Below are 22296 nucleotides of genomic sequence, written 5' to 3' on the forward strand. Positions count from 1 at the left end.
TATCCGAAACCGACCCTAATTCAAACACTCAAAACACTGAGCTAATTAACTCAGCGATCACTTCCTTAGGTAAAATAACCGACCGCATTTCTGCTCTCGAAGATAATTTTATACAACTACAATTCACAAATTCTCTAAATTCTCAAAAACATACTACCCCAGAGCCTAATACACATACCACAGCCCAAAATCAAACTAAACCAAAATCTTTAACTCTAAATCCAGATCCCAAGCCTAAGCCTTTACCTCTACCACTCAAAGGAACCACCTCTATTAAAGAACTACCTTCCCCTCTTGGCACAACTGAACTTGCTCAACGTCTCAAAATTTCTGTCAAACGCCTTGAAAAAGTCAGAACTCAGTACAAACATTCTCCTGAAGGTTTTTTCAAATATACCCTTAAAAAAGAAAATGGAAAATTTGGCTGGATTTATGATCCTACTCAACGACTCCACATTCCCTACTTAGAACCTCCCACAACTGTTACTGTTACTTTTACTGCTGCTCCCCCTACCGCCAAAGAAATACAGACCTTGCCCGCTCCTTCTGATACCACTGAAAAACCTGAGTCTACTACAACTAAACTCCAAACAGAAAAATTAGCCACTAAATCTAAATCAACCAAAAAACCTAAGCCACAACTTCTACCCGATCTCAATCAATCTCAACTCGCAAAGAGATTCGGACTTAATTCCTCTACTTTAAGCAGAAAACGATCAAGCTTCTCTAATGCCTATATCTCAGCACAAGATTTTGACTCTTGGTGCCGAAGCAAAGACCCCGACAACTTTACATGGACTTATTCTGAGGATTCTCAAAATTACACCTGCCACCCATAAAGCTAGTAACTACAATTCTCTGATTAATCTCCTCGCTTTCTCCAATTCCATTGCATGCGCCTGATAAAAATGGCTATCACTTGACTCACCAACCACAGGCTGAACGATCGCAAAAAATGCCTTCCCATTCCAATGCCCATAAATCTTTCTATCACTCCCATCTAGAACATGCGTTATTAGACGTACACCAAAATTATTCACCAATTCATCTGTGAATGCGGCTGGCTTATACTTCAAGCCCCTAAGCCTTATTTGATGATTTACATCACGCTCACTGCCAATTGGATTTAATAAACCTATAAATCCAAATCCTTCATCCCATAACTGACCATATCCCAACTTTTTCGTTGAAAGCTGAAATCCTTTCTCTGCTAAAAAACTCTCTAATTTCTCTAAAACTGATGTTGGGGTACAAGCCTTTAGAGTGAAACAATCTGTGTGACAACGAACACAGTAACCCTCAGTTATTTTTTGCCCTGCTTCCATCACATCATAAACTTTTTGCACTGCTAATGTTGCTGCGTTAAAAGCAGCACCCCATTTTGTACCATATTTTTTGGAAGCTAACATCCCAAAAGCACGATGCTTAAACCATTTAGGTAAATGTGGCGACCACTGGCGTAATTGATCTATACCACCACCATCTGGCTCAAATGTAGTATTACCATTTTTATGTTCAAACAAGTATAAAGTCGGTAACTGGCACAGTGATGTGAAAAATGCTGATTTGATATCCCTATCTACCAAGTACTGCGGCTCATGCTCTTGAAAATATTTATAGCTCCAGTACTCATCCGAACATTTTTCGGCTCTCGCTAATATTTTTTTCCCATAGTAGTAAGGGCTTCTCGGTGCTTTACTGTCACACTTTTGAGGATTAATACCGATTACCTCCTTCCAAAACTTTTCAGCAAGTGTGCCAGGAGTTAAATCTGGATGAATAGCCAATGAGAACCCAAATACCTGAGCTAATTCATAAGTCTCTTTTCGGAATTTCTGTCCTTCCTCACTCGGATTCCAGAATACCGCTAACTTCTTACTACCTCGCTTAACCGTAAAACAGACCTTCCCTTTGGAGGCTTGCACATCTCCTCCCTTTTTATCTGCAAAGCCCTGTGCATCTGCCTCTGTCGCCCAGTCAACAATTATGCTCTCCACAGGTTTAACCATATAAATCACCATCCATATCAACTAAATCAGAGTCCTCATAATCCTCAAAATTTAACGATTTTCCTGACGAGTTAGGGGAATCATGATAATACTCTAGGTAAACTGAACCTCCAGATTGGAATTTCAATTTCATCTGTGCTTGAGAATTAGATAAATTATCCTCTAACAAATAACGATATAACCGTTTATCATCAATTCCTGTTACTGAGTTTTCGATTCCCCTAATCGCAACACCATTTTCTATACCCTCTTTCACAACTGCTTTGACTTCTTGACCTTCTGCCTTTCCATTCACTACAGATTCACTAAACCTCAATTTCGCATTAAAAACGGCATCTATTTTATCTTCTGTTTTCGCTCCTCTCGGAAGCTCTACACTCTCTATTTTTGACTCACGCGGCAGTTTTCTAAATTCTTCTGAAGTTTTTATATATTCTGGTACTTTTGCTTTCTTATTGTATGTGAACATTGTCCGAAACGCTTTAGAATCTGGATTTGCAGTCGGACTTATCCATTTTGATGCTGTTTCTTTACTTATTTTAAATACCTCAGAAATTGTATCTCTTAAGCTTTGACGCTCTACTTTAGTCATCTTACCTACAGATGCTCTAAACTCCTGATCCCGCCTGATTAATTCTTGTTTATTCTCTGGTTCTACATCTCTCCTGTAACTCATTTTTTATTCCCAAAATCCTATTTCTATTTTTATTTAAATCATGATATTTTTAAAATATCTATTTTGATGTTTACCTATTTTAAATATATCATAGAAAGCTGCATAGTGCAGCACTTAGTAACTAAAAAACTCACTTATATGCAATTATGTACTATTTGCATATAAGTGAGGCATAATCAAGAAAGAGTTTACATCCCTCTTATCAATGGCTTCTAATTGGAGAATCACCGTAACCTTACCCGAACAATTCAAACAATTTTTAGAGCAATGGGCCCAAAACGAGCATCGCTCCGTCAGCAATCTCGCTGCTAGCATATTAATTAATGCCGCTCAGGAAAAGATATCCATATCCGAAGCCACACTCGAAAACAAAAAGTCAAAGTCCCAAACTCTCAAAAAATCTAACTCTAAACCCAAATCTACTAAGTCTGCCAACCCTAAGCCGATTACATAACTCAATCCATGAATTACCCCGCCAATTTCTCTGAGCAAACTTGAGAGATACTTTTGACTGCAACAAATTCATATCCTCTTGCAGAGGTGCGAATCCCCTCCAGCATTTCCGCGCTGATCATCGAGTCACTACTCAACGATAGAATAAGGGTTTCAGCTTCTGAAAATACTTGTATTACTCATGTAATGTCTCTTAACCCAGTTTTCTGCGCGAATGCTACTCATACCCCAAAAAGAAGCAGAATTTAAGTATGAGCAGTATTATTTCTGCCCCCGGTCTTTATCTTGGTGAAATAAAAATTTACATACCAGAATTTCTGAGAACGATCGCAAATTTATTCGAGCGCAGAAAATTTATTCGAGCGCAGAAATGACCGCTTTGCAGTAGTTACAGTTAGTAATAACCTCCAAATTGCGAGGAGTATTAGTTCCCTGAAGATTTGTATGAATTCAATCGTATTTAGAGGAGAGATTTATCTGAAGGTAGCCAAATTGAATTTACTTATCGCGCACTAACTAACTCAGTTGTAATTAAAGAACATTGGTCACAATTTACTACTAAATACAGACTCATTGGAGACGGGAATGAACATTACCACATGGCAGAGATACTAGCATTAGAGCCAATAGTAGCGCCTACTGGGGCAAAATGTTGAAGGGTATCTACCCTTTTTGGTGTACTTGCATTCATAAAAGTACACTTCGCAATTATCCTCATTTACCCGCGTTTACCCGCGTTTTTTTATATTAATTTCAAAAAATGGCTGACAGAATCAAGGTGAAATGTACTTATCGATAGACATAGGTATCAGCGCCTGTAATTCATAGCCAGAGCCTATATTTTAGGTAAGAGTACAACAACAAATAATGGCACATTCTAGGTTTTTTATTCTATCTCAGGTATACCGGAGATAGAATAAACTACAGCCCAAAAACAAAAATCTCAAGATATCATTTTTTAATTTGCCTCGCCAAAAATCATTTTTCGATCTAATATCAATAACTAAGGCTATAACTAAGGCTATAAGTAAAATATGGTACAAGCAAGAACCAGACCCAGAATTTGAGCAATCTATTTTCAGAGAAATAAACCCTTAATTATTTCAAGCAAAAAAAACAGGAGGATGCTGACGCTCTCACCAGAGTTTGCCCAAACAACCACCCGTCCAACATCAAAATAGTATTACTATTTTGTCAAAAAACTTATATTAACTCTAGCTCACTTTGGTTCCCAGTGCGGTCATAGAGGCGTAACTCAAAGAATGCTTACTTCTAGGAACACGGGTTTTGTAGAAACGAAATAGCGTTGGCATCCTCCTGTGGCAAACATTACAGGCCACAGGACGACAAAAATGAAATTTACAGATTTACTCGAAGGAATCGGCTCACCCATAGCTTTCTACCCTGATTTAATACCACTGACTGGTTCTCCAAACGCAGCCTTATTCCTGTGTCAATTAACGTATTGGACAGGCAAGCAGCATAATCCAGACGGTTGGATTTACAAGACACAAGAAGAGTGGGGCTATGAGACTGGCTTAAGTGAGAAAGAGCAACGAACCGCACGGCGGTCATTAGTTGAGCGTGGATATGTCGAAGAACAAGAACGTGGTATCCCATCGCGGTTGGAGTATCGTCTGCTTGCAGATCCTTTAAAAGAGATTTGGGATGTTTGGGCGATCGCATCCAATGTAAAAAAACAGTTTGAAACTTTAAGCAGTACTTATGGCGTACTTTTGAGTCGCGGCATCCAATACTTAGAGATGCAGGATCAAATGAAACGATTCCGCTCAGTAATTCGCCAGTGCCACCAAGTTACTAATCAATTTTTTGACCGATGCCAACAATTACAAATCAGTCCATCCGAAATTGCCGACTCTTTGCGCTCTCAACTCTCTCAACTGGCTCAAACCCTTGCTAGACCAACAAACTCCCATCGGGCAGTACTGGTTACTCCCAACGGGCAGTACAAGAAGGAACCATCGGGCAGTACTAGTACCCCCCAACAGGAAGTACTAGTACCTCCCGATGGGAGTTTACCCTAGCCCTCAAGCCCAGCGCCCGCCTACGTCCTAGAGTCTACAGAGATTACGGCAAAAACTACGGCATTAATTTCGGCAAAGAGTGGGCAACCGACCCCGGATTCCACAAACAAAAAAACTGAACTATTAAATTTATTTAATGGCCCCGGACAAGAAAAAGAGCTGAACAAGGAAAACGCTCTACAAGTAGAAGTACAAGTATTACCAGATACTCAGCAATCAACCAAGGATCAGGAATTAAAATCTCAAGGCCAGCAAAATATTTTCATGGAGAAAAAATTCCTTGGCGGCGCGGGATTTTCTCTTGAAAAAGAAAAAAGCCCAGATTGGGTTATTGAGTATGAGGATAAAGTGCGTAATGGGGCGACTCTGCCGCGCTCAGAACTGGTTAAATTAGCTGAATATAGGTTAGGAGACTTGGCGAGTCTTTATCGGCACTCTGGGCGTGTTCTGGATGCAAATCCAAATGACATTAAGCCGGAGTTCTTAAAGTTTTTGCAGTGGTATGCGTTCAATCGGAACCCGGATATTAGTTTCGTCCGGGCTTGTGTCGTTAAAGCAGAGCGGAATCCTGAGCAGTGGGGTGTATTGCTGTGTTGGTTATCGACATTCCAACAGGTTCAGGACGATCCGAGTGTTTTGGGAACCATACTTGCAGCCAAGGTGAGCAGTGGCGGTAACAATGTCAACAAAGAAGATTTGAGTGCGAGTAATCGTCGGAATTTGGAAATAGCTATGAGTGTCAAAAGTTGGCGGGATCTTTAATTATGTTGCAAGAAACAGTTTTTAATGAGACTTTCCTAGAAATTACCAATTACTACAATCAAGCTTTGAGTCCACGCATCTCAAGAATTTACTATGAATATTTCAGTAAAAATCTCAGCGATCAGGAATTCATGGATGCGGATGACTCAATTATGGTTCCCCGAAAAGATAGTGAATTGATAAATGCTAAAGATAGCGAATTATTTCGCTCTGAATTGAAACCTGGGGATAAAGTTGAGTTTTACAATCAGGATATTCGCAAAAAATGGGTAGGAACCATTAAGAGCATTAAGCTATGACCTACCATCTGTATTTCCCTAACCTTCTTTACTGCGATGGCTACGCCCGCCGAAGGCATCGCATTCCTCAAACCCATGATAGTCTGGGTATTCTCAGACGGACACTAACATCTAAGAAGCAGCACGGCAAGATACAGCGTTCTGCCATGAACCATGAGGTGTGCTGGGTGCATTCGCTGTAAGTTCCAACTCCCCTTTTGCATTCATCACCCACCCTGTAGCTTCCACAATCGGTTTTGGTGTCGCAGTAGTAGGTTTGATGCTAACAGGTGGACTCTTACCTTCTCTGGTGCTGGGATTGAGAGTTACCCAATCTGCCAGAACTGCATTAGGAGAAAGAAAGTTATAGGGATTGAGGGGTAAGCCGCCACGTCCACTGATCACAAATCGGTTTTGGGCGTAACCTGCACTATAGCAGCCTTGTGTTACCTCTGTGGCAACTGGTATTGTTGGCAACTCTAGCAAGCCACTGTTAGGGTCGATATCGGGCGTGTTTAATGTCACCTGTCCAGTTGCAACAATGTCACTTTCTGAAGTTAATTGTTGCCGAAATTGGGTGCCAAAAATTCCTTGTGCGTTGACTTGAATATTACTACCGGGGCTGCGTCCGAAGCCAGTTGCAACAATATCACTATTTTCTGCGGGAACAGCTATTAAGAATTTAGTGTTGATATTTATATTGCCGTCGAAACCATTACTGCTAAGATTACCACTAACAGCAGATATCAAGCTATTGCGTCGTGACACAAGTAAGTCTCTCGCCTGTAACTGAATACTCCCACCCTTACCAAATGCGGATTCAGCAGAGAGAACTGCTTGGTTATCCAAACTGATAGAGTAAGAAGTTGCAATATCTAAGTTGCCTGCATCCCCTGAACCAAGGCTACTTGTACTCACTTGGGCTCTATCTTGTACTTTCAATTGTCTACTTCTAATGTTCAAGTGTCCGCCATTTCCAGGTTTGATAATGACTCCAAATCTGGGATCTCCAACAGGAGGACTGCTCTGAGTCAACAAACTACTTCTAGTTTGACCATCTGCTGAGGTACCAATTAGTTCTATAGAGTCAGCAGCAGCCACAATCAAATTTCCTCCCTTCCCTGGGCCCAAAGTGGAAGCGGATACTTGAGCTCCATCTAGGACTTGTAATCGTTTTGTATTAATCTCTATATTTCCTGCATTTCCAGTAGCGACTCCTCTTCCAGGTAAAGAACCTGGAGCAATGGTACTTTCAGTTAATAAGCTACTCATAGTTTGACCATCTGCTGAGGTACCGACTAACTGTACGGAGTCTGAGGCACTGATAGTCAACTTTCCCCCTGACCCCAAGCCAAAAGTAGAAGCTGATACCCTTGCTCCATCTTGAACCAGCAAACGCCCAGTGGTAATCGTTATATCTCCTGCATCTCCGATACTATAACCATCAGTAGACAAACCGCTTAGATACTGACCAGTTTGTGAAATTAAGCTACCACTATAAGGGTAACTACCTTTTGAGGTACCAATTAATTCCACAAAGTCTGAAGCGTTCACGGTTATATTGCCACCCTTTCCCGCGCCCAGACCAACATTAGTGTTTATGCTTGATCCATCTTGGACAATCAATTTTGGGGTAGTTATCGTCAAGTTTCCTTTAGCTCCGTTACCATAATTTGAACTATACAAACTAGCCGGAGAACCAAATCTATCAGTTTCACTGCCACTTAGTTCCACGAAGTCAGAAGCACTTACTGTCAAATTCCCCCCCCGATTAGTCAAATCAGGCTCTACATTAGTGCTGTCGAAACCAGAGGTAACTAATACACTTGCTCCATTGCGAACAAGCAATCTTCCAGTAGCAATTGTCAAGTTTCCTTCAGCACCTTCGCTGGTTGCAGATAAATTGCTCTTAGTCCATGAGCTTCCACTCACTTCTACAGAGTTAGAGGCGGCTACAGTCAAATTTCCTCCCGTCCCTTTGCCAGAATTGTCAGTGGATACTTCCGCTCCATCGCGGACAATTAACTTCCGCGTAGAAATTGTCAAGTTTCCTCCATTATCTTTACTACTCGCAGATAATCTGCTACCGAACCCAAATTCTGAGCTTCCACTTAGTTCAACAGATTCAGTTGCGGTTACGGTCAAATTTCCTCCTGGTTCCGCTCCCTGGGCTGTAGCCAAAATTTCTGAACCATTAGTGAGCGTAAGATGCCTGGCTTGAACTTGAATATCATTAGCCTCGACTTGAGATCCATTAGTGAGGGTTACATCTGCTTGCGCCATACCATTGGGAAAACTCAAATGCAGATTTTTACCATCCACATTTAGCCCTACCGTTCCCGCTTCTGCTACCCCTCCCAACTCGACTCGACCACTCAAGGCATTCAAATTTCCGCCATCCAGGCTCACATTGCCGCCCAGGAACAACAAACTCCTGCCATCAGGAACCCTTAGACCAAACAATGGGAATGGGTCTCGAAAAAATAAATATAAATTGTCTCCTAACCCGGAATCATAGGTCAATAGCTTTGATCCTGCTGGCGCTGTTGACCCGTTTTGAATAGATCCAGTTGTAATTTGATTGAAGAAAAAAGCAGAAGGATTGACCGTTAGCAGTGATGGAGAAGTTTCTGGATTTGAAATGCTCCAAAAACCTTGATTGCCAAATTGAATCGCATTAGCTGTAGTTGCAACAAAAGAACCACCAATATTTAATTGAGCATTTTTACCAAAAACAATCCCCGATGGATTTATCAGAAACAGATTGGCTGTACCGTTAGCGCGAATTAATCCATCAATATTAGAAGCTAACCCACCCGTAACTCGACTAATAATATTTTGAATATCTAAAGCATTATTAAAAGAAGCAACACCGCCATTCGGAACAGAGAACTCCCCAAAACTGTGAAACAAATTACTTCCTGCTTGGGTTCCTCCAGTTATATTGAGGGTGTTGCCATCTGATGTAACGACAGAATTATTAGGCAAAGTGCCATCTGGGGTAATTTGGGCAAAGACATGCTCTTGCAAAGAAGCAATTAACACACCTCCCACCACCAAACTACTACACCAACGCTGCAAATCTTGAGTTATTGCTGACATATCACTCCCCAATAAATCCATCGTGTAACTAGTCTTTTCCCCCGGCGTTGTAATCCTGTAGAATGGGCTTCCTAGCAATGTTTTGCAGCCAACTGCATTGAATTGAATTAACCCAATTATTTTATCAAAGCCCCTTTGATTGATTTGGCACTCCAAAAGTTTGCTAACTTTATCTCTGGCTTACCTTGGCGAGTTTTATGCAAAAGTGAATTATTTTTACAAGACTTTACGTAATGAAATGCTTAATTTAATTGCTGAGAAATCTGGGTAGCGAGTCGCGTTAACAACAAGAGAATACAGCTTGAAACGGTATGGCGTTGTTAATTTGAGCAAGTACTGAAATACACCAGTACTTGAGGCGTAAACGTTCAACAGCCAGTATTTCCTCTATTTAGCTCTTCCCGTTTCCAAGGATCAGTTTCTACCTCCCGCAGCGATCGCACGGTGATTGGATGAATCCGCAATTGCCATGTTGAGTCCCCGTCCACAGAAGTGATGTTAATCAAATCCAGTAATTCTTGTGGATTCATGGCAGGATTTTCTCGTATACAGTCCATTAAAGAACCTGCAAAATTTTGTTGATGTTGCTGCCAATCATGGGGGTATGCTCGGTCTAGAAACCATTCCCATCTTGATGTGTCGGACAGCATGTGTTCGGCAATCTCTAGCTCAGATTGTGCCTCTACGACAATAAACGAACTGTCATACACGCCTTCATCGATTACACAAGTCACTAAAAACAACATCGCATTATATAACTCTAACAGTAAAAAGAATCAAATCCCAAGTCTCTAGTAATAAGTAATTGAGTTAAGGAATTGAGTAACTTATTATTCTAGGTCAATCCCCTCAAATGCTTGCTCTAAAAGGACTCGGAGAATTTCAGCTTTTTTCCTGCCAGTGCGATTAGCCAGGTTAGTAAGTTTAGAGTGCATTTCTGGGGATAGATCCAAACTGACGCGAATGTGTTTTTCTCTTGGTGTAGATTGCTGAGTTAATTTCTCTAATAAATCATTAGATTGCTTCTCAGGCTTTTTAGCCGCGCCAGTCGTTTTTTTATTCGGTTCGTCTTCAGGAAAAATGAACTTAGCGGTATCATCGTCTAGCCTTTTTCGTTTAGTATTCATTTCAGTAATCCCAATATCTCTTTGCACAATTGCTCAAATTCTTGAGCCGAATCTTCAGCTTTTTTCATTTCCCAAATGGTGCATTCCTGAGTAAAGCAATCCGCAATAGATTGTTTGCTGTGGATCGCAGTTTTGAGTAATTTAACGTCGGGAATTTGACTGAGCAATGATAATGCCTCCTCTTTGAGCCTCGTCCCCTTAGTGGCACGCGATAGAAACACTGCTGCTCTTGGCCGCCCTCCCCCAGTTATTTTTTGCGCTGATTTGATTAGCCTTATTGCCTCTGAAGCCGAATGCAGATCCAATCCAGTCGGCTGAATCGGCGTTACTGAAACATCCGACAAGCACAAAATTGCTCTGGTGGATTCGCTGGTATTCGCCGCACCGTCCACAACTACAAACTGGAATTGTTCAGCAAGCTCTGGTAATCTCTCGATTAGCTCATTAGCGTCAGTAATTTTTGACGTAGGTATTTGGCTAGACAGCAGGGACATCCATGTTGCTCCACTGCTTTGTGGATCTGCATCGACAAAGTGGATTTTCTTGCGTTTGCGATGCAGCCAAGCGGCTAGATGCACTGCCCCCACTGTTTTTCCGCAGCCTCCCTTCTGATTGCAAAACGAAATAATGGGCATTTACTTAACTCAATTACTTAACTGAGTTAAGTATAATCCCAGCAATGGAAGGATGTCACTATGATGGTAATACTGTTGGTTTTTTACTTAATTACTTAACTTAATTACTTAAGTAATTGGGGTAGAAAAGATAAAAATTCAGGCTTGTGGCTTTCCCGTTAGCTAGCGATCGCTTCTTGCAAATCAATTAAAGCTCACTTCTGGGTGATAATCTACTGGGAAAGTAACTCCCAGTGATGATCTTGGAAGACAACCAGCTAAATCTATTTCCTGATTTGACCCTCACACCAGCACCTAGAGCAGAGGCGCTGGTGATGAGTGCTGATGCCCTGCTGAAGTGGAAAGCCCAAATTTTGGACTATCAGCAACGGGTGAGGGAAACCAAGCCAGTGCAGCAGGCGACATTATTCGACATTGCACCAAAGCGCTGTGGCCCAGACCAAATTGATCCACTTTTGCTGCGGCTTGTGCCAATGTCGTTTCATAGAGTGCCAGCAGACAACCCCGGTGATGTGTCTCTGTACTTCATCGTTGACTCTGTGGCTTCTCTTGTGCTGTATGTAGGTGAGACGTGCCGCTCTAACAAGCGCTGGAAGGGTATACACGCCTGCAAGGATTACATCGCCAGCTACCAGGATTTACATTATCGCTATGGGATTCAGACTGCGGTCAATGCGGCGTTTTGGTGGGATGCTCCGGTTGAGAGAAAACCTCGGCAAGAATTGGAGTTGAGTCTGATTTTGAAGTGGCGAAGTCCGTTCAATAAAGAAAACTGGGAACGCTGGGGGCAACCGTTTGGGTAGGGCGGCTCACTTGTCCTTGAGAGATGGAGGGCGATCGCAACATCCAAATTTAAAAGCGTAGTACGTAACCGGGAAACCTTTCTCTCGTGCATACCTTTTATAAAAGCATAGACACTTATATGTTTTTATAGTACTATAAAAAGTGTGAATTAAGGTTGAAGCTCAACTATGGGTAAAAAACAGAATGAATCAGAGTTGGTTAAGCTCTCAGCTATAGACGAAGATATTCTCACGGCTTTGCTGGGAAGGGAACTTTACGGTCTGGAAATCCTGAATGTACTCAATGATGGCAGACCAATACCTATTGGCTTTGGGAGCTTATACCCCGCTCTAAATCGACTGGAGAAGAAAGGCTTAGTCTTGTGGCATTGGGGAGATGAAGCCGAAGAAACAGGTGGAGCGCGGCGCAAATACTATAGAGTAACGGCTTTAGGTGTAACGGCTCTCAGAGAAGTACAAGAATATCGTCAACAGCTTGCTTGGCGATCTGGAATGGCTACTCCCGGTTTAGAAGGAGCTTAACAACATGAGCCAAAATTTAAAGTTTAAAAGTGTGAGAGTGACAAAGGTTGCATTTACAGCAATAGCATCTATCTTATCTATCGCATTAGTTTACGCTCAGGAACTTCAAAACCCCAAAGAACATAATACGAAAGTTTACGATGTCAGCTTTAGCCCTGACGGTAAGCTCCTTGCTTCTGGAAGTGGTGATGGTACAGTAAAACTCTGGGATGCCGCTATTGGCAAAGAATTGAATACTCTCAAAGGGCATTCAGACAGTATTTCTAGTGTCAGCTTTAGTCCTGATGGAAAAACTATTGCTTCTGCTAGTGCTGACAAAACCATTAAAATCTGGAGTCTAGACGGTAGAAGAACAAAAGTCCTCCGAGGACATGATGCTGAAGTCACTAATGTAAGTTTTTGTCCTGATAATCAAATCATTGTTTCAAGCAGTGCTGATAATACAATCTCCCTCTGGAAGTTAGACGACAAGTTAGTAAAAACTTTAACCGTGGGTGGTTCGATTCGCAACGTTGATTGCAGTCCTGACAGCAAGATCATTGCCGTTACTAGCGATGATAATATAGTTAGACTCTGGAATAGAAACGGTCAGAAACTGCAAACTTACAATTTTTCTTCATTAGGTAGTAGAGGAAAAATTTCTTTTGTCTCTCATAATAAGGATGGGGATGTTATAAGCGCTGCTACTCGTGGACAAGGGAAGGGTGGCGATATAAGCATCGATACTAAGTCTCTGATTCTAAAGGATGGGGATGTTATAGATGTTATAAGCGCTGCTACTCGTGGACAAGGGAATGGTGGCAATATAACCATCGATACTAAGTCTCTGATTCTAAAGGATGGGGATGTTATAAGCTTTGCTACTCATGGACAAGGGAATGGTGCTAGTCCCGACGAACATAACGCAAGCGATTTAAAAAATCGAGATAGTCTAGCCTTTACAAATTACAAAAATAATCATGAAAATGCCGATAAAATCATTTCAAGTAATGATAACAGTATTGTTGCTTCTATTAGTGGTGATAACACAATCCTCTTGAGTAAGAATGGCTCATTACTAAATAGCCTGAAACATAATAAGCCTGTTCGTGCGATTGCTTTTCATCCCAATAATAAAATTCTTGCTTCTGGCTGTGATGATGGAACAATCTACATTTGGAATGTTAATACTGGCCAATTAATACGTAGTTTAAAAGTACATGAGAGGAAGGTAAACAAAGTTGATTACAGCCTTGACGGTCGAAGAATTACCTCTACTAGTGATGATGGTATTGTCAAGGTTTGGTATCCTGAATCATCTACTAGTAAATCAGTATTTACAGGTGTAATAGTTGCATTTGCTTTCGTATTTTCTGGAGTCATAGTGTTATTTGTTCTAACAAAGCGTCGACAAAGCAAACGACATAATAACACCTCCAATACTCAAAACAGTTACATCATAACTGGGTGGGTAATTTGTGTTTTGCCAGAAGATTGGCGAGGCGACTTAGAAGCATTACGTTATGAATTAATTGCTGCAAATAAACCCAAATTTTACGTCAGATTCATCACAGTCACAACATTACTGGATATGCTTTACGGCAGTATCCGAGTAAAGTTGCAAAATCTCTATTATGGTGATGATTTAATGGCAGTTACCGGTCGCCGTTCTATCACCGACAGCAAAGATAAGTCAGTAACTCACAATAATTTAAATGAGTAACCTGCTTGACTCTTCCAACTTCCAAGCAAGTACTCTTTATCCAATGTAGGAGAGCAACAAATGGATTCTAATCTTGCTACTAACCCACACCATAATGATATGACGAACAACAACCTTGCATCTGTTCCTATCACAACCCTCAACTCAGATTCAGTATTGATGGCTCGTATTGCAGAGGAAGGCTTACGTCAAACACAACAGACATTTAACATAGCTCGTCATAGTTTTATACTTGCATTGGTTATGACAGGAGCAAGCGCCATTGTAGGGTTTCTGGGTGTTGGATTTTTATTAACAGGGAAAGCTTCTGAGGGAACTATAACTACTGCTGGGGGACTTGTCTCAAGCATGGTTTTCATCCAGCTTGCTAAAGATGCTAGCGATCGCCTCGACAAAGCTAACGAACGTCTTGATAAAATCGCAGCAAAAGTCAAGGACGAAGACTAAATTATTCCTGCCTGAGTAGTGCGATCGCTCTTTTCCTCTAAGAATGATGAGCGATGTCTACGACGGCAAGCTACGCTCCCGATGCTGTTTTTTCCTCTAAGAATCAGGGGCGATGCCTACGGCGGCAAGCTACGCATCCTTAACTTTTCCTCGCTTGAATGAGGGGTGATCGCACATCAAATTACTTTAGCCGCTACTTTGCCTAATGCTGTCTCTAAACGGTTGGTAAATTCTGAGGAGCGTAGGCTAGCAAAAACCGCAGGTATCGCTTTCCCTTTTCCTCGCTTGATTGGGAGAGCGATGGCGTACCCGCCCGCCGTAGGCATCGCATCGGTGGTTCTTGGAGTTTTTTGTGAAAGCAGTAAAGTGGGTACAACGACACCCCCACTGTCTGCTAAACTCTGCTTCTAGGAAACCTAGATATCCAAATATTGATAATGTCGTTAATTCCAAATACATTCTTCACCTTTGTGGCTCTTTTCCCAATCGCCAATCCAATAGGTGCAGTTCCGGTTTTTTACAGCTTAACAGCAATGGAAACATCATCTAGACGCCATCGGCAGGCGATACAAACTGCCATAAATGTAGTCTTAGTTTTAGCTGTGTTTTTACTAGCTGGCAGGTGGATTCTAGAATTTTTTGGAATCTCATTAAATGTGCTACGGCTGGCAGGGGGATTACTTGTTGCTCATACAGCCTGGGAAATGGTTACAGCCCGTCAACGACTAACTCCATCAGAAAATGATGAGGCTCTAGATAAAGAAGATATTTCTTTTACACCAATGGCAGTACCATTAATCAGTGGCCCTGGAGCAATTGGGGTAGTAACGAGTTTATCGATTAGCTTTAAAGATTGGGTAGATTATCTTGAGTCTTTAGTGGGAATTGTTTTAATAGGTATAAGCCTTTATCTGTGCCTGTCATTAGGAGAACCACTTATTAGTAAGTTAGGAAAAAATGGTGTGGGAGCCTTAAATCGAGTTTTTGGTTTTTTCATCCTAGCAATTGGTGTACGGTTTATTGCCGATGGCTCTATTTCCTTGTTGAAAGAGGCGTTCCATACTCAAGTTAAATAATCTTTAACTTCTAAAAAGTTCAGAATTTATGGAGTTGAATAAATGTTATAAAAAACAGATAGCGTTGCAACTTAATTGCTGGAATTTTCAATTATGAAGTTGCTCTGTTTTCTTGATTCGTGCAAGAGGTCTAATGAATAACCCATATATAAAGTTTCCTCTCTATGATCCGCTCAACGCGAAAGCTTGAATCATGCTGTTTTAACTTTTAAATAAGTTCCTTTCGAGAGGAAAAATATATATGTCTTACGATATGACGATGTGTCCAGGACAAAATTGCCCGATAAAACAAAATTGTTCCCGTTTTACAGATGAAATTCTGGGTCGTCAAGATTTTTTTGGAGAAGCTCCCTATAATTTTATTACTAATTATTGTGAACATTTTATCAGTAACCGCCCAGATGAAAATAAAATCCGTTTAAAAGCTTATGAAATTTGGCAACAAATGGGCTATCCAAATGGCAAGTCTGTAGAACATTGGCTTCAGGCTGTAAAGGAGTTGATAGATTTTAAAATTTAACTTTACTTTTGTAAATTAAGCTCTGAAATTAACTGTTAACAATTAGACCTATTGCAAAAAAAATTTGTGGTACATGGCGGGCGATCGCTATGCATCCTCGCTTGAATGATCAGTGATGTCTACGACGGCAAGCTACGCTTTAGTTGTTATCGCTGCTCTCAAAAATTGGTAGAGTTGATAAGACTACCCAACAGCTTTGGGGAGTATCATCGGCAATGCCCATCTACAGAAAACGCTACGCAAACAATTGGGACGAAATAGCGATTGCTCGTTTTCAGTTTCTTAGAGGAAACCCTTAACACCTAAAATACTGCTATGGTCAATCCCTAGAGGAAAAGTTAGATTGAACATGAATGAGAGTTTAGCAGCCACACTAGGAGAACTACAAGCAGAAATATATTGGTTACATGATGCTCTGAAGTTTGCAGAATTGGCATCAGCAGCAGCTACCATATATATGAAACTTGGTTATACTCAACAGCAGGCAGAAACGGCGGGTAACTTAATTAGTCAGGCTTATCAATTATCTGATGATGCTGTTTTAGCCCAAAAAGCAGGTGATTTTGACAAAGAAATACAGTTTTATCATCAAGTTAAAGATAAATTAACCCAAGTAGAAACTATATTAGATTATCAAACCAGCATCGCCATACATCAAATGAAATGGTGGATGTATTTTCGTCATAAACAAAAATTAAAAATTTTGCTTCACTTATTTTTACAACATTTTAAAGCGGTGGGATGGATTAACCTAATCGCTGCTATTAAACTTACATATTTTCTAATGGAGATAGCCAGAGTTCACAAATCGCGTGACACAGAAACCACCAAACATAATGCTATACGATACTGGACAGAATTAGTGAAAATCAAACCACCACAATATCCTTATCTTGGTTAAATTGCTTATTTTTAGGCTTGAGCGCGATTGGTAAACTACGCATCCTTAACTTATCCTCTAAGAATCGAGTGAGGGCGATCGCTTAGTTTCCTCTCTTGATTGGGGGCTACGCCGGAGCAACTACCAATCAAATTACTTTGGCCGCTACTTTACCTAATGCTGTTTCTAAACGAGTGGTAAATTCTGAAGGGCGATCGCAGGTCATGATCAACTGGTCAATTCCCCGTGTCATTGCAACATACAATAGCCGCGCTTCTTCTTCTGCTGTGCCGTGTCCGTACTGGTCAGGCATATAACCAATACCAGGAATAAGCACCACTGGGAACTCTAGCCCTTTGCTGGAGTGCATGGTTATGAGTTTGATGCTTAACTCGGCTGGGTGATAGTTGCGGCTGTCACTGCTGCCGTTTACGCACTCTATTGGTATTTGGGCTTGTTGGAAGTCGTTGTAGATGCGTAGGCGTAGCCCGCCACAGGCATCGCCCATAAAATTGGAGCGGTAAATAATTGCTATTTCGTTCCAGGGGATATCTCGCTCGTGTAATTGTTGCACTCTATCGGCTAGGTAATTTACCTCATGCTGAAAAGTGGGGAGTTTAATTAAATCTGGTATTGCTCCCTGTCGTCCTGCACTAGCGGGTTCTAACAATACTACTTGGTCATCATCCCCGGTGGTAGGGGTCATCACATATGCAGCAAATTCATAGGCTACCCCTAACACCTGCTCTGTGTTGCGATAGTTGAGTTTAAAAATAGTGGTGCGTCCCTGTGCTTGAATGCCTACACTCTTAAAGCTAAATTTTTGACTACGTTCTCCTCCGTAAAGGTTTTGGGCATCATCATAGAGGATAAGCAAAGAAGAATTGGTTTCGGGGTTGACCATCTGGGCAATTAACTTTAACCACTCTGGTTTAAAGTCGTGTCCCTCATCCAGCATGACAGCGCCATACGTGCCAGTAGGTATTAACTGGGCATCGACAGCTGTAATTACTCTTTGAACCAGTTCTTCTATATAAGCTTCACCTTGATACTCTCTAGAGTCGGGTCTGGGGATGTCATACTTTTTGAGTAAATCCATGCACCACCCATGAAAATGTCGTACCTTGATGCGACTGACTTTGTTTTTATCTTGGATAGTTTGCCGGAGCTTGGCAGCTAGGGAAACGTTGAAACATAGCACCAAAATTGGTTTGTTTCCAACTTGTGCAAGGTGTTGACAACGGTAGGCTAAAATCATGGTTTTTCCTGAACCAGCCACACCATGAATTACCCGATGTCCATCACCTAGACTCCGTGCCAACTGTTCCTGTTGCAAGTCCATAATTTTGAGAATGTCGGGGATTTGCAGCTGCGGTGATTCTTCAGTGTCGGTTTCTAACTCAAGCAAAGATAACTGTTTGGGAGTAATGTGTAAATCTGGGAAGATGTGCCAACGGATTCTGTCTATTTGGCTGCTGGTGAGGGTCTTGCCAAATTGATATGCCGATAAATCCCAAATTCGTTGTTGAAATTCCCCTGCATCTGTTTTTGGGAGCATTTCATCTTTGCAGATAACTAAGTGTTCCTCAAATACTGCGGGTAGTTCACTTTCATTGAATGCTTTGCGGGTGATGTTGGTGAATACGACCCCATAACCGTAGGGAATGACCAGCTTACCTTGATATTTACCTTCTTGCTGCACCAAGGCGGGGTCTTTTTCTAGCATCCTGTTCACTGCTAGGGCATAATCTCTGGCTTGTTGTAGTGGGTGTTTAACTTCCTTTATTCCATCTTCAGTAAGCAGTGTGAATGTGGAGGGGTTAATATTTTGAATAGTTTCTAACTTCCAGTCTTTCACCTCAAGAATGAACAAGCCCCGGCTAGGGTGCAGCACTATAAAATCTGGGTGCAGTTGGTTTCTACCTACTGGCACGTCATACCAAAGTAAATAATCATCTTCTAATTTTTTCTCCAATCGCTGGGCTAACCTCGTTTCGCCAGGGGTCATCCGCTTTGAGCAACTATTGAATGAGGTAATTAGTGTGGCCATAGGAAGTGTAATTTGAGGTTTCCTCTAAGAGGTTGTTTGAAAAGTATTGGGCGAATATAATTCGCTACTACAGAAACTCTCGTCCACCTCCGTGGAAAGCATGAAAAATCAAGGTTTTTAACCCACGGAGGTGGGTAAAGTCTCGTGTAGCCGCGACTTCTAGTCGCCCGGCTAGTAATAAATTAGACTTTTCAAACATCCTCTAAGAATGGGGAGGGCGATCGCTACAAATAGCAAGATGACTTTTTTAGTCCTCACTCTCCAACTGTTCAGGAGCATTTAGAGCATTTTCCATAATGTCAACAATTGAATTCTTGGAATCGTACAGCATAACTAAGTGATCTCTTGCTCTAGTCATGGCTGTGTAAATTCCTGCTTTTTCTTGAAAATCCTTATCTAGATCATCTGGGTATTCATCAGCTTTATCTAGTCCAGCAATGATAACCGCATCAAATTCAACACCTTTTAAGGCATTCCAAGAGTCAACAATTACAAAAGGTCTATCCACCACATTCATATCTCTGTCTGTAGAACTTTTGGGGGCATGATGTTCAATATTTAGCTTTGATAATTCTGCGCTAATTGCATTCTTTAGTTTCCAATTCTGTGGATGCACTAAAACACCAATTGAAGATTCTTTATGACTTGATAAGGCAAGTTTGACTTGCTCTGCAATTTTAACTGGTATCGCTTCATCAGAAATTTGCAATAAAGCTGGTTTAATATTTGAACTTCTAGAGTTTTTCTTTTTGGGTTGAATAATGTCGCCTATTCTACCTCCAGCTTGTTCTTTTTTAGAAACTTTCATATTGACTTCTGATAATGCTCCAAGTATAAATTCCCAAGCCAATTCTAGAATTTCAGGGGAGTTTCTATAGTTAACATCAAATATTTGAGAACGCCCCACAACATCAATTCCCAGTTTTCGCCATGTCCAATCTTGTTTTCTTCTGTGAGATTGTCCATATACTGATTGAGTATTATCGTAGACAAAAAATAAAGATTTTGTATTATCATCTAAAATTTCTAGTAAAGCAATAAACCACTCATCATAGAAATCTTGTGCTTCATCTACTAAAATAGCTTGATATTTTAAGTCTGAATTTTTAGCAAAATCTATAATTTGCGCTCTTAATTCATAATTATTATCAAATTTGTAATCATAATTTAAATTACGATAAGCCCAACTGTGAAAGGTATTGCAAGTTACTTCGTTGCTAATACCTTTCTCTCTTAGCTTTGATTTGAGCCATCCACTCATAAAACGGTTATAGCTGAGGATTAAAATATTATCAAATTCATTAATTATTTTTTCAACTCTATTTCTTAAAACTAAAGACTTACCAGAGCCAGCAATACCTCGAACAAGAGCGTGTCCTTTGGTATTCATGTTTCTGACTTTAGTTTGTTCTTGGTCTAAATCTTCTCTGAGTAACCTTTGATTAACGGTTTGTTGAAAATCAATCCATTGTCCCATGATTTTTACTCCTTGACTTTTTTGGGTATCCCTGTTGTCAGTAATGAGGAAGTGCGCTAATCTTCGTCTGCAATTGGCGGTGCAACTATTTCCAAGAGTAAATACCTCCACGATCCAAAAAAGTTTCTACATTCCAACCGACTTGAGCTAGGGCAACATTTACACCCACTTCCAAAATTGGTGAACTATACAAATAACGCCCTCTTGTAGTGTTGTTGTAAAACTGCCCTTGTGGATTGACCATTACATAGGAATCTTTCATCAAGTTGTTTGTCTCTGCGAGAAATCTGATTCCCTCATCTGAAAGGCTTTGGTGTCGTTCGACAAATTCTTGAAACTGCTGTGGCGAGATTAGCAGATCCTCAACGCTACCATCATTTTGACCTTCCACTGGCAGCACTTGAAAGACCTTCCACCTTTCTGGACGCACCCGCCTTACAAAGGTTGACATATCTTCTTGGAAGTTAAGACGGGTGACTACTGTATTAAGTTTGACATGAATGCCACATCGATGTAGCTGATCAAACAAAGTAATTGAGCGTACTACATGATCCCCATTCCCCCGTCCCAACTGTTTTTGAACCATTTCCGAAGCAGAATCTACCGACAATGCGACCCAATCAATATCACCAGCGTGCTTTTCTAGTAATTCAGCCATTCGCGCACCATTGGTCACAATGCTTGTTACAAATCCCAAACGACGCGACTCAGCTATAAGTTCACCAATGTAAGGGTGCAGTGTTGGTTCTCCTCCAGCAAAGTTAATTTTTTCCGTCCCCGCCTCACGCAATAAGAAAAGAAGACGTTTAGCATCACTGAAACTTAAATATCCTTGGACATCACGAAAGGTAGCAAAGCAAAATCGGCAATGATAATTGCATGGTTTCCACAAATGGAAATTTACAGATATTGGTCGCATGATAATATTTCTTGGTAAATTGAAAAGTTGAAGTTAGCTATTTAATGCAAAATCTGTAGACTGAATGATGGGTATATTTTGACCAATTCTGTGCAGTTCATAGCACAAAGTAGAATAAGCTTGCTCAGGGTCAGAATTAGTCGTATCAATCTCTAAAACTGGTATATCAACTAGGGAAAATATACGCTTATATGATTCAATAAGATTGTATTCAATAGAAACTTTATCCCCATACCATTGCATAGGAACTTCCTGACTTCGCTTGGCAAGACGCTGGCAAATTACAGGCTGAGAGGCCGTCACATAAACAATAACGTCAGGTAACAAAAATTTTTGTTCTGATTGCAATATAGGTAAATGCAAAGACAAGTCTTGTTTCATCAACAGGCTATGGTAAGCAAGAGTAGAAAACACATATCTGTCAGCCACAACCCCTGAATAGTTCAACTTTAATCCATACTCATGGCTACGCATAAGGTTGCACAAAGTATAAAAATGAAACGTGGTGATTGGGGAATGAGTCGCAGCTATTTGCTCTCGTAAAGAAATTAACTCAGGCGGTATGCTGCTGTAATAAGAAAAATTTTGTTGCTTGGCAAATAGCTCTGCCAAAGTAGTTTTCCCAGCCCCATCTAATCCTTCAAATACCAAAAAAGGAAACTGCTTCATAGATGATATGACTTATGTACTGTACAAATTCATAATTGTGTGATGTGATTTAAGACTTTTATCCATAATCTATGCCATTAATCTTTACCTTGTTGGAGGTGGTTTTTTTTGAATAATTGGTTGGGGCGTAGCCCATCGCTTGGG

The 22296-nt window shown here is 40.9% G+C and carries 23 protein-coding genes and 1 pseudogene; 12 read left to right on the plus strand and 12 right to left on the minus strand.

Features of this window, described 5'->3' with window-relative positions; translation table 11 throughout:
* Window positions 1-839 (plus strand): annotated as a pseudogene (locus HWQ23_RS15215) (hypothetical protein); the annotation flags it as partial.
* A 9-nt stretch (window positions 840-848) separates the two neighbouring features.
* Here the strand turns inward: HWQ23_RS15215 and HWQ23_RS15220 are convergent.
* Window positions 849-2021: a hypothetical protein gene (locus HWQ23_RS15220; protein WP_292829604.1), complete on the minus strand. Its 1173-nt coding sequence runs from the start codon at window positions 2019-2021 to the stop codon at window positions 849-851.
* Window positions 2002-2685 carry a hypothetical protein gene (locus tag HWQ23_RS15225; protein ID WP_292829605.1) on the minus strand — a complete coding sequence of 228 codons (684 nt, stop codon included), beginning with the start codon at window positions 2683-2685 and terminating at the stop codon, window positions 2002-2004. Before HWQ23_RS15225 ends, HWQ23_RS15220 begins: the two co-directional genes overlap by 20 nt.
* Window positions 2686-2890: 205 nt before the next feature.
* On the opposite strand from HWQ23_RS15225, the gene HWQ23_RS15230 reads away from it, so the two are divergent.
* From HWQ23_RS15230 to HWQ23_RS15245, 4 genes are all read left to right on the plus strand, one after another.
* Window positions 2891-3139 carry a ribbon-helix-helix domain-containing protein gene (locus tag HWQ23_RS15230; RefSeq protein ID WP_292829606.1) on the plus strand — a complete coding sequence of 83 codons (249 nt, stop codon included), beginning with the start codon at window positions 2891-2893 and terminating at the stop codon, window positions 3137-3139.
* Window positions 3140-4490: 1351 nt separating this feature from the next.
* Window positions 4491-5183 (plus strand): helix-turn-helix domain-containing protein, encoded by a 693-nt coding sequence (locus tag HWQ23_RS15235; RefSeq protein ID WP_292829607.1) that lies wholly within the window; start codon window positions 4491-4493, stop codon window positions 5181-5183.
* A 264-nt stretch (window positions 5184-5447) separates the two neighbouring features.
* A complete protein-coding gene (locus tag HWQ23_RS15240) occupies window positions 5448-5945 on the plus strand; it encodes a hypothetical protein (RefSeq protein WP_292829608.1) in 498 nt (165 codons plus the stop codon).
* A 2-nt stretch (window positions 5946-5947) separates the two neighbouring features.
* A complete protein-coding gene (locus HWQ23_RS15245; protein WP_292829609.1) occupies window positions 5948-6244 on the plus strand; it encodes a hypothetical protein in 297 nt (98 codons plus the stop codon).
* A gap of 111 nt (window positions 6245-6355) precedes the next feature.
* On the opposite strand, the gene HWQ23_RS15250 is transcribed toward HWQ23_RS15245, so the two are convergent.
* From HWQ23_RS15250 to HWQ23_RS15265, 4 genes are all read right to left on the minus strand, one after another.
* Window positions 6356-9325 (minus strand): beta strand repeat-containing protein, encoded by a 2970-nt coding sequence (locus tag HWQ23_RS15250; RefSeq protein WP_292829610.1) that lies wholly within the window; start codon window positions 9323-9325, stop codon window positions 6356-6358.
* A gap of 368 nt (window positions 9326-9693) precedes the next feature.
* Window positions 9694-10071 carry a hypothetical protein gene (locus HWQ23_RS15255; protein WP_292829611.1) on the minus strand — a complete coding sequence of 126 codons (378 nt, stop codon included), beginning with the start codon at window positions 10069-10071 and terminating at the stop codon, window positions 9694-9696.
* An 84-nt stretch (window positions 10072-10155) separates the two neighbouring features.
* Entirely contained in the window at window positions 10156-10452 is a 297-nt protein-coding gene (locus tag HWQ23_RS15260) for a hypothetical protein (protein WP_292829612.1), read from the minus strand.
* Complete coding sequence (locus HWQ23_RS15265) at window positions 10449-11087, minus strand: AAA family ATPase (protein WP_292829613.1); 639 nt, start codon at window positions 11085-11087, stop codon at window positions 10449-10451. The genes HWQ23_RS15260 and HWQ23_RS15265 overlap by 4 nt, the downstream gene beginning before the upstream one ends.
* A gap of 236 nt (window positions 11088-11323) precedes the next feature.
* Between HWQ23_RS15265 and HWQ23_RS15270 the strand changes: the two genes are divergently transcribed.
* The 4 genes from HWQ23_RS15270 (at window position 11324) to HWQ23_RS15285 (ending at window position 14561) form a co-directional block, all read left to right on the plus strand.
* On the plus strand, window positions 11324-11890 hold the full coding sequence (locus HWQ23_RS15270; RefSeq protein ID WP_292829719.1) for a GIY-YIG nuclease family protein: 567 nt from the start codon (window positions 11324-11326) through the stop codon (window positions 11888-11890).
* Window positions 11891-12058: 168 nt separating this feature from the next.
* A complete protein-coding gene (locus tag HWQ23_RS15275) occupies window positions 12059-12412 on the plus strand; it encodes a PadR family transcriptional regulator (protein WP_292829614.1) in 354 nt (117 codons plus the stop codon).
* Between the two features lie 4 nt (window positions 12413-12416).
* Entirely contained in the window at window positions 12417-14114 is a 1698-nt protein-coding gene (locus tag HWQ23_RS15280) for a WD40 repeat domain-containing protein (protein WP_292829615.1), read from the plus strand.
* Window positions 14115-14174: 60 nt separating this feature from the next.
* Window positions 14175-14561, plus strand: a complete 387-nt coding sequence (locus tag HWQ23_RS15285) for a TRADD-N-associated membrane domain-containing protein (RefSeq protein WP_292829616.1) — start codon at window positions 14175-14177, stop codon at window positions 14559-14561.
* Between the two features lie 176 nt (window positions 14562-14737).
* Here HWQ23_RS15285 and HWQ23_RS15290 read toward each other — a convergent pair whose 3' ends face one another.
* Entirely contained in the window at window positions 14738-14887 is a 150-nt protein-coding gene (locus tag HWQ23_RS15290) for a hypothetical protein (RefSeq protein WP_292829617.1), read from the minus strand.
* A 111-nt stretch (window positions 14888-14998) separates the two neighbouring features.
* On the opposite strand from HWQ23_RS15290, the gene HWQ23_RS15295 reads away from it, so the two are divergent.
* The 3 genes from HWQ23_RS15295 (at window position 14999) to HWQ23_RS15305 (ending at window position 17058) form a co-directional block, all read left to right on the plus strand.
* Entirely contained in the window at window positions 14999-15637 is a 639-nt protein-coding gene (locus HWQ23_RS15295) for a MarC family protein (protein ID WP_292829618.1), read from the plus strand.
* A 241-nt stretch (window positions 15638-15878) separates the two neighbouring features.
* Window positions 15879-16157 (plus strand): DUF2934 domain-containing protein, encoded by a 279-nt coding sequence (locus tag HWQ23_RS15300; protein WP_292829619.1) that lies wholly within the window; start codon window positions 15879-15881, stop codon window positions 16155-16157.
* Window positions 16158-16506: 349 nt separating this feature from the next.
* On the plus strand, window positions 16507-17058 hold the full coding sequence (locus tag HWQ23_RS15305) for a hypothetical protein (RefSeq protein WP_292829721.1): 552 nt from the start codon (window positions 16507-16509) through the stop codon (window positions 17056-17058).
* A 127-nt stretch (window positions 17059-17185) separates the two neighbouring features.
* Here HWQ23_RS15305 and HWQ23_RS15310 read toward each other — a convergent pair whose 3' ends face one another.
* The 5 genes from HWQ23_RS15310 to HWQ23_RS15330 form a co-directional block, all read right to left on the minus strand.
* Entirely contained in the window at window positions 17186-19087 is a 1902-nt protein-coding gene (locus HWQ23_RS15310) for a 3'-5' exonuclease (RefSeq protein ID WP_292829620.1), read from the minus strand.
* Window positions 19088-19154: 67 nt separating this feature from the next.
* Window positions 19155-19286, minus strand: coding sequence for a hypothetical protein (locus HWQ23_RS15315; RefSeq protein WP_292829621.1), 132 nt, complete (start codon window positions 19284-19286; stop codon window positions 19155-19157).
* 48 nt (window positions 19287-19334) lie between these two features.
* Window positions 19335-20564 carry a UvrD-helicase domain-containing protein gene (locus tag HWQ23_RS15320; protein WP_292829622.1) on the minus strand — a complete coding sequence of 410 codons (1230 nt, stop codon included), beginning with the start codon at window positions 20562-20564 and terminating at the stop codon, window positions 19335-19337.
* 85 nt (window positions 20565-20649) lie between these two features.
* Window positions 20650-21483, minus strand: coding sequence for a viperin family antiviral radical SAM protein (locus HWQ23_RS15325; RefSeq protein WP_292829623.1), 834 nt, complete (start codon window positions 21481-21483; stop codon window positions 20650-20652).
* 33 nt (window positions 21484-21516) lie between these two features.
* Window positions 21517-22152, minus strand: a complete 636-nt coding sequence (locus tag HWQ23_RS15330; RefSeq protein WP_292829624.1) for a deoxynucleoside kinase — start codon at window positions 22150-22152, stop codon at window positions 21517-21519.
* Between the last annotated feature and the right edge of the window lie 144 nt (window positions 22153-22296).

Origin of the sequence: Nostoc sp. JL33, assembly GCF_017114985.1 — a bacterium.
Taxonomy (GTDB): Bacteria; Cyanobacteriota; Cyanobacteriia; order Cyanobacteriales; family Nostocaceae; genus Nostoc.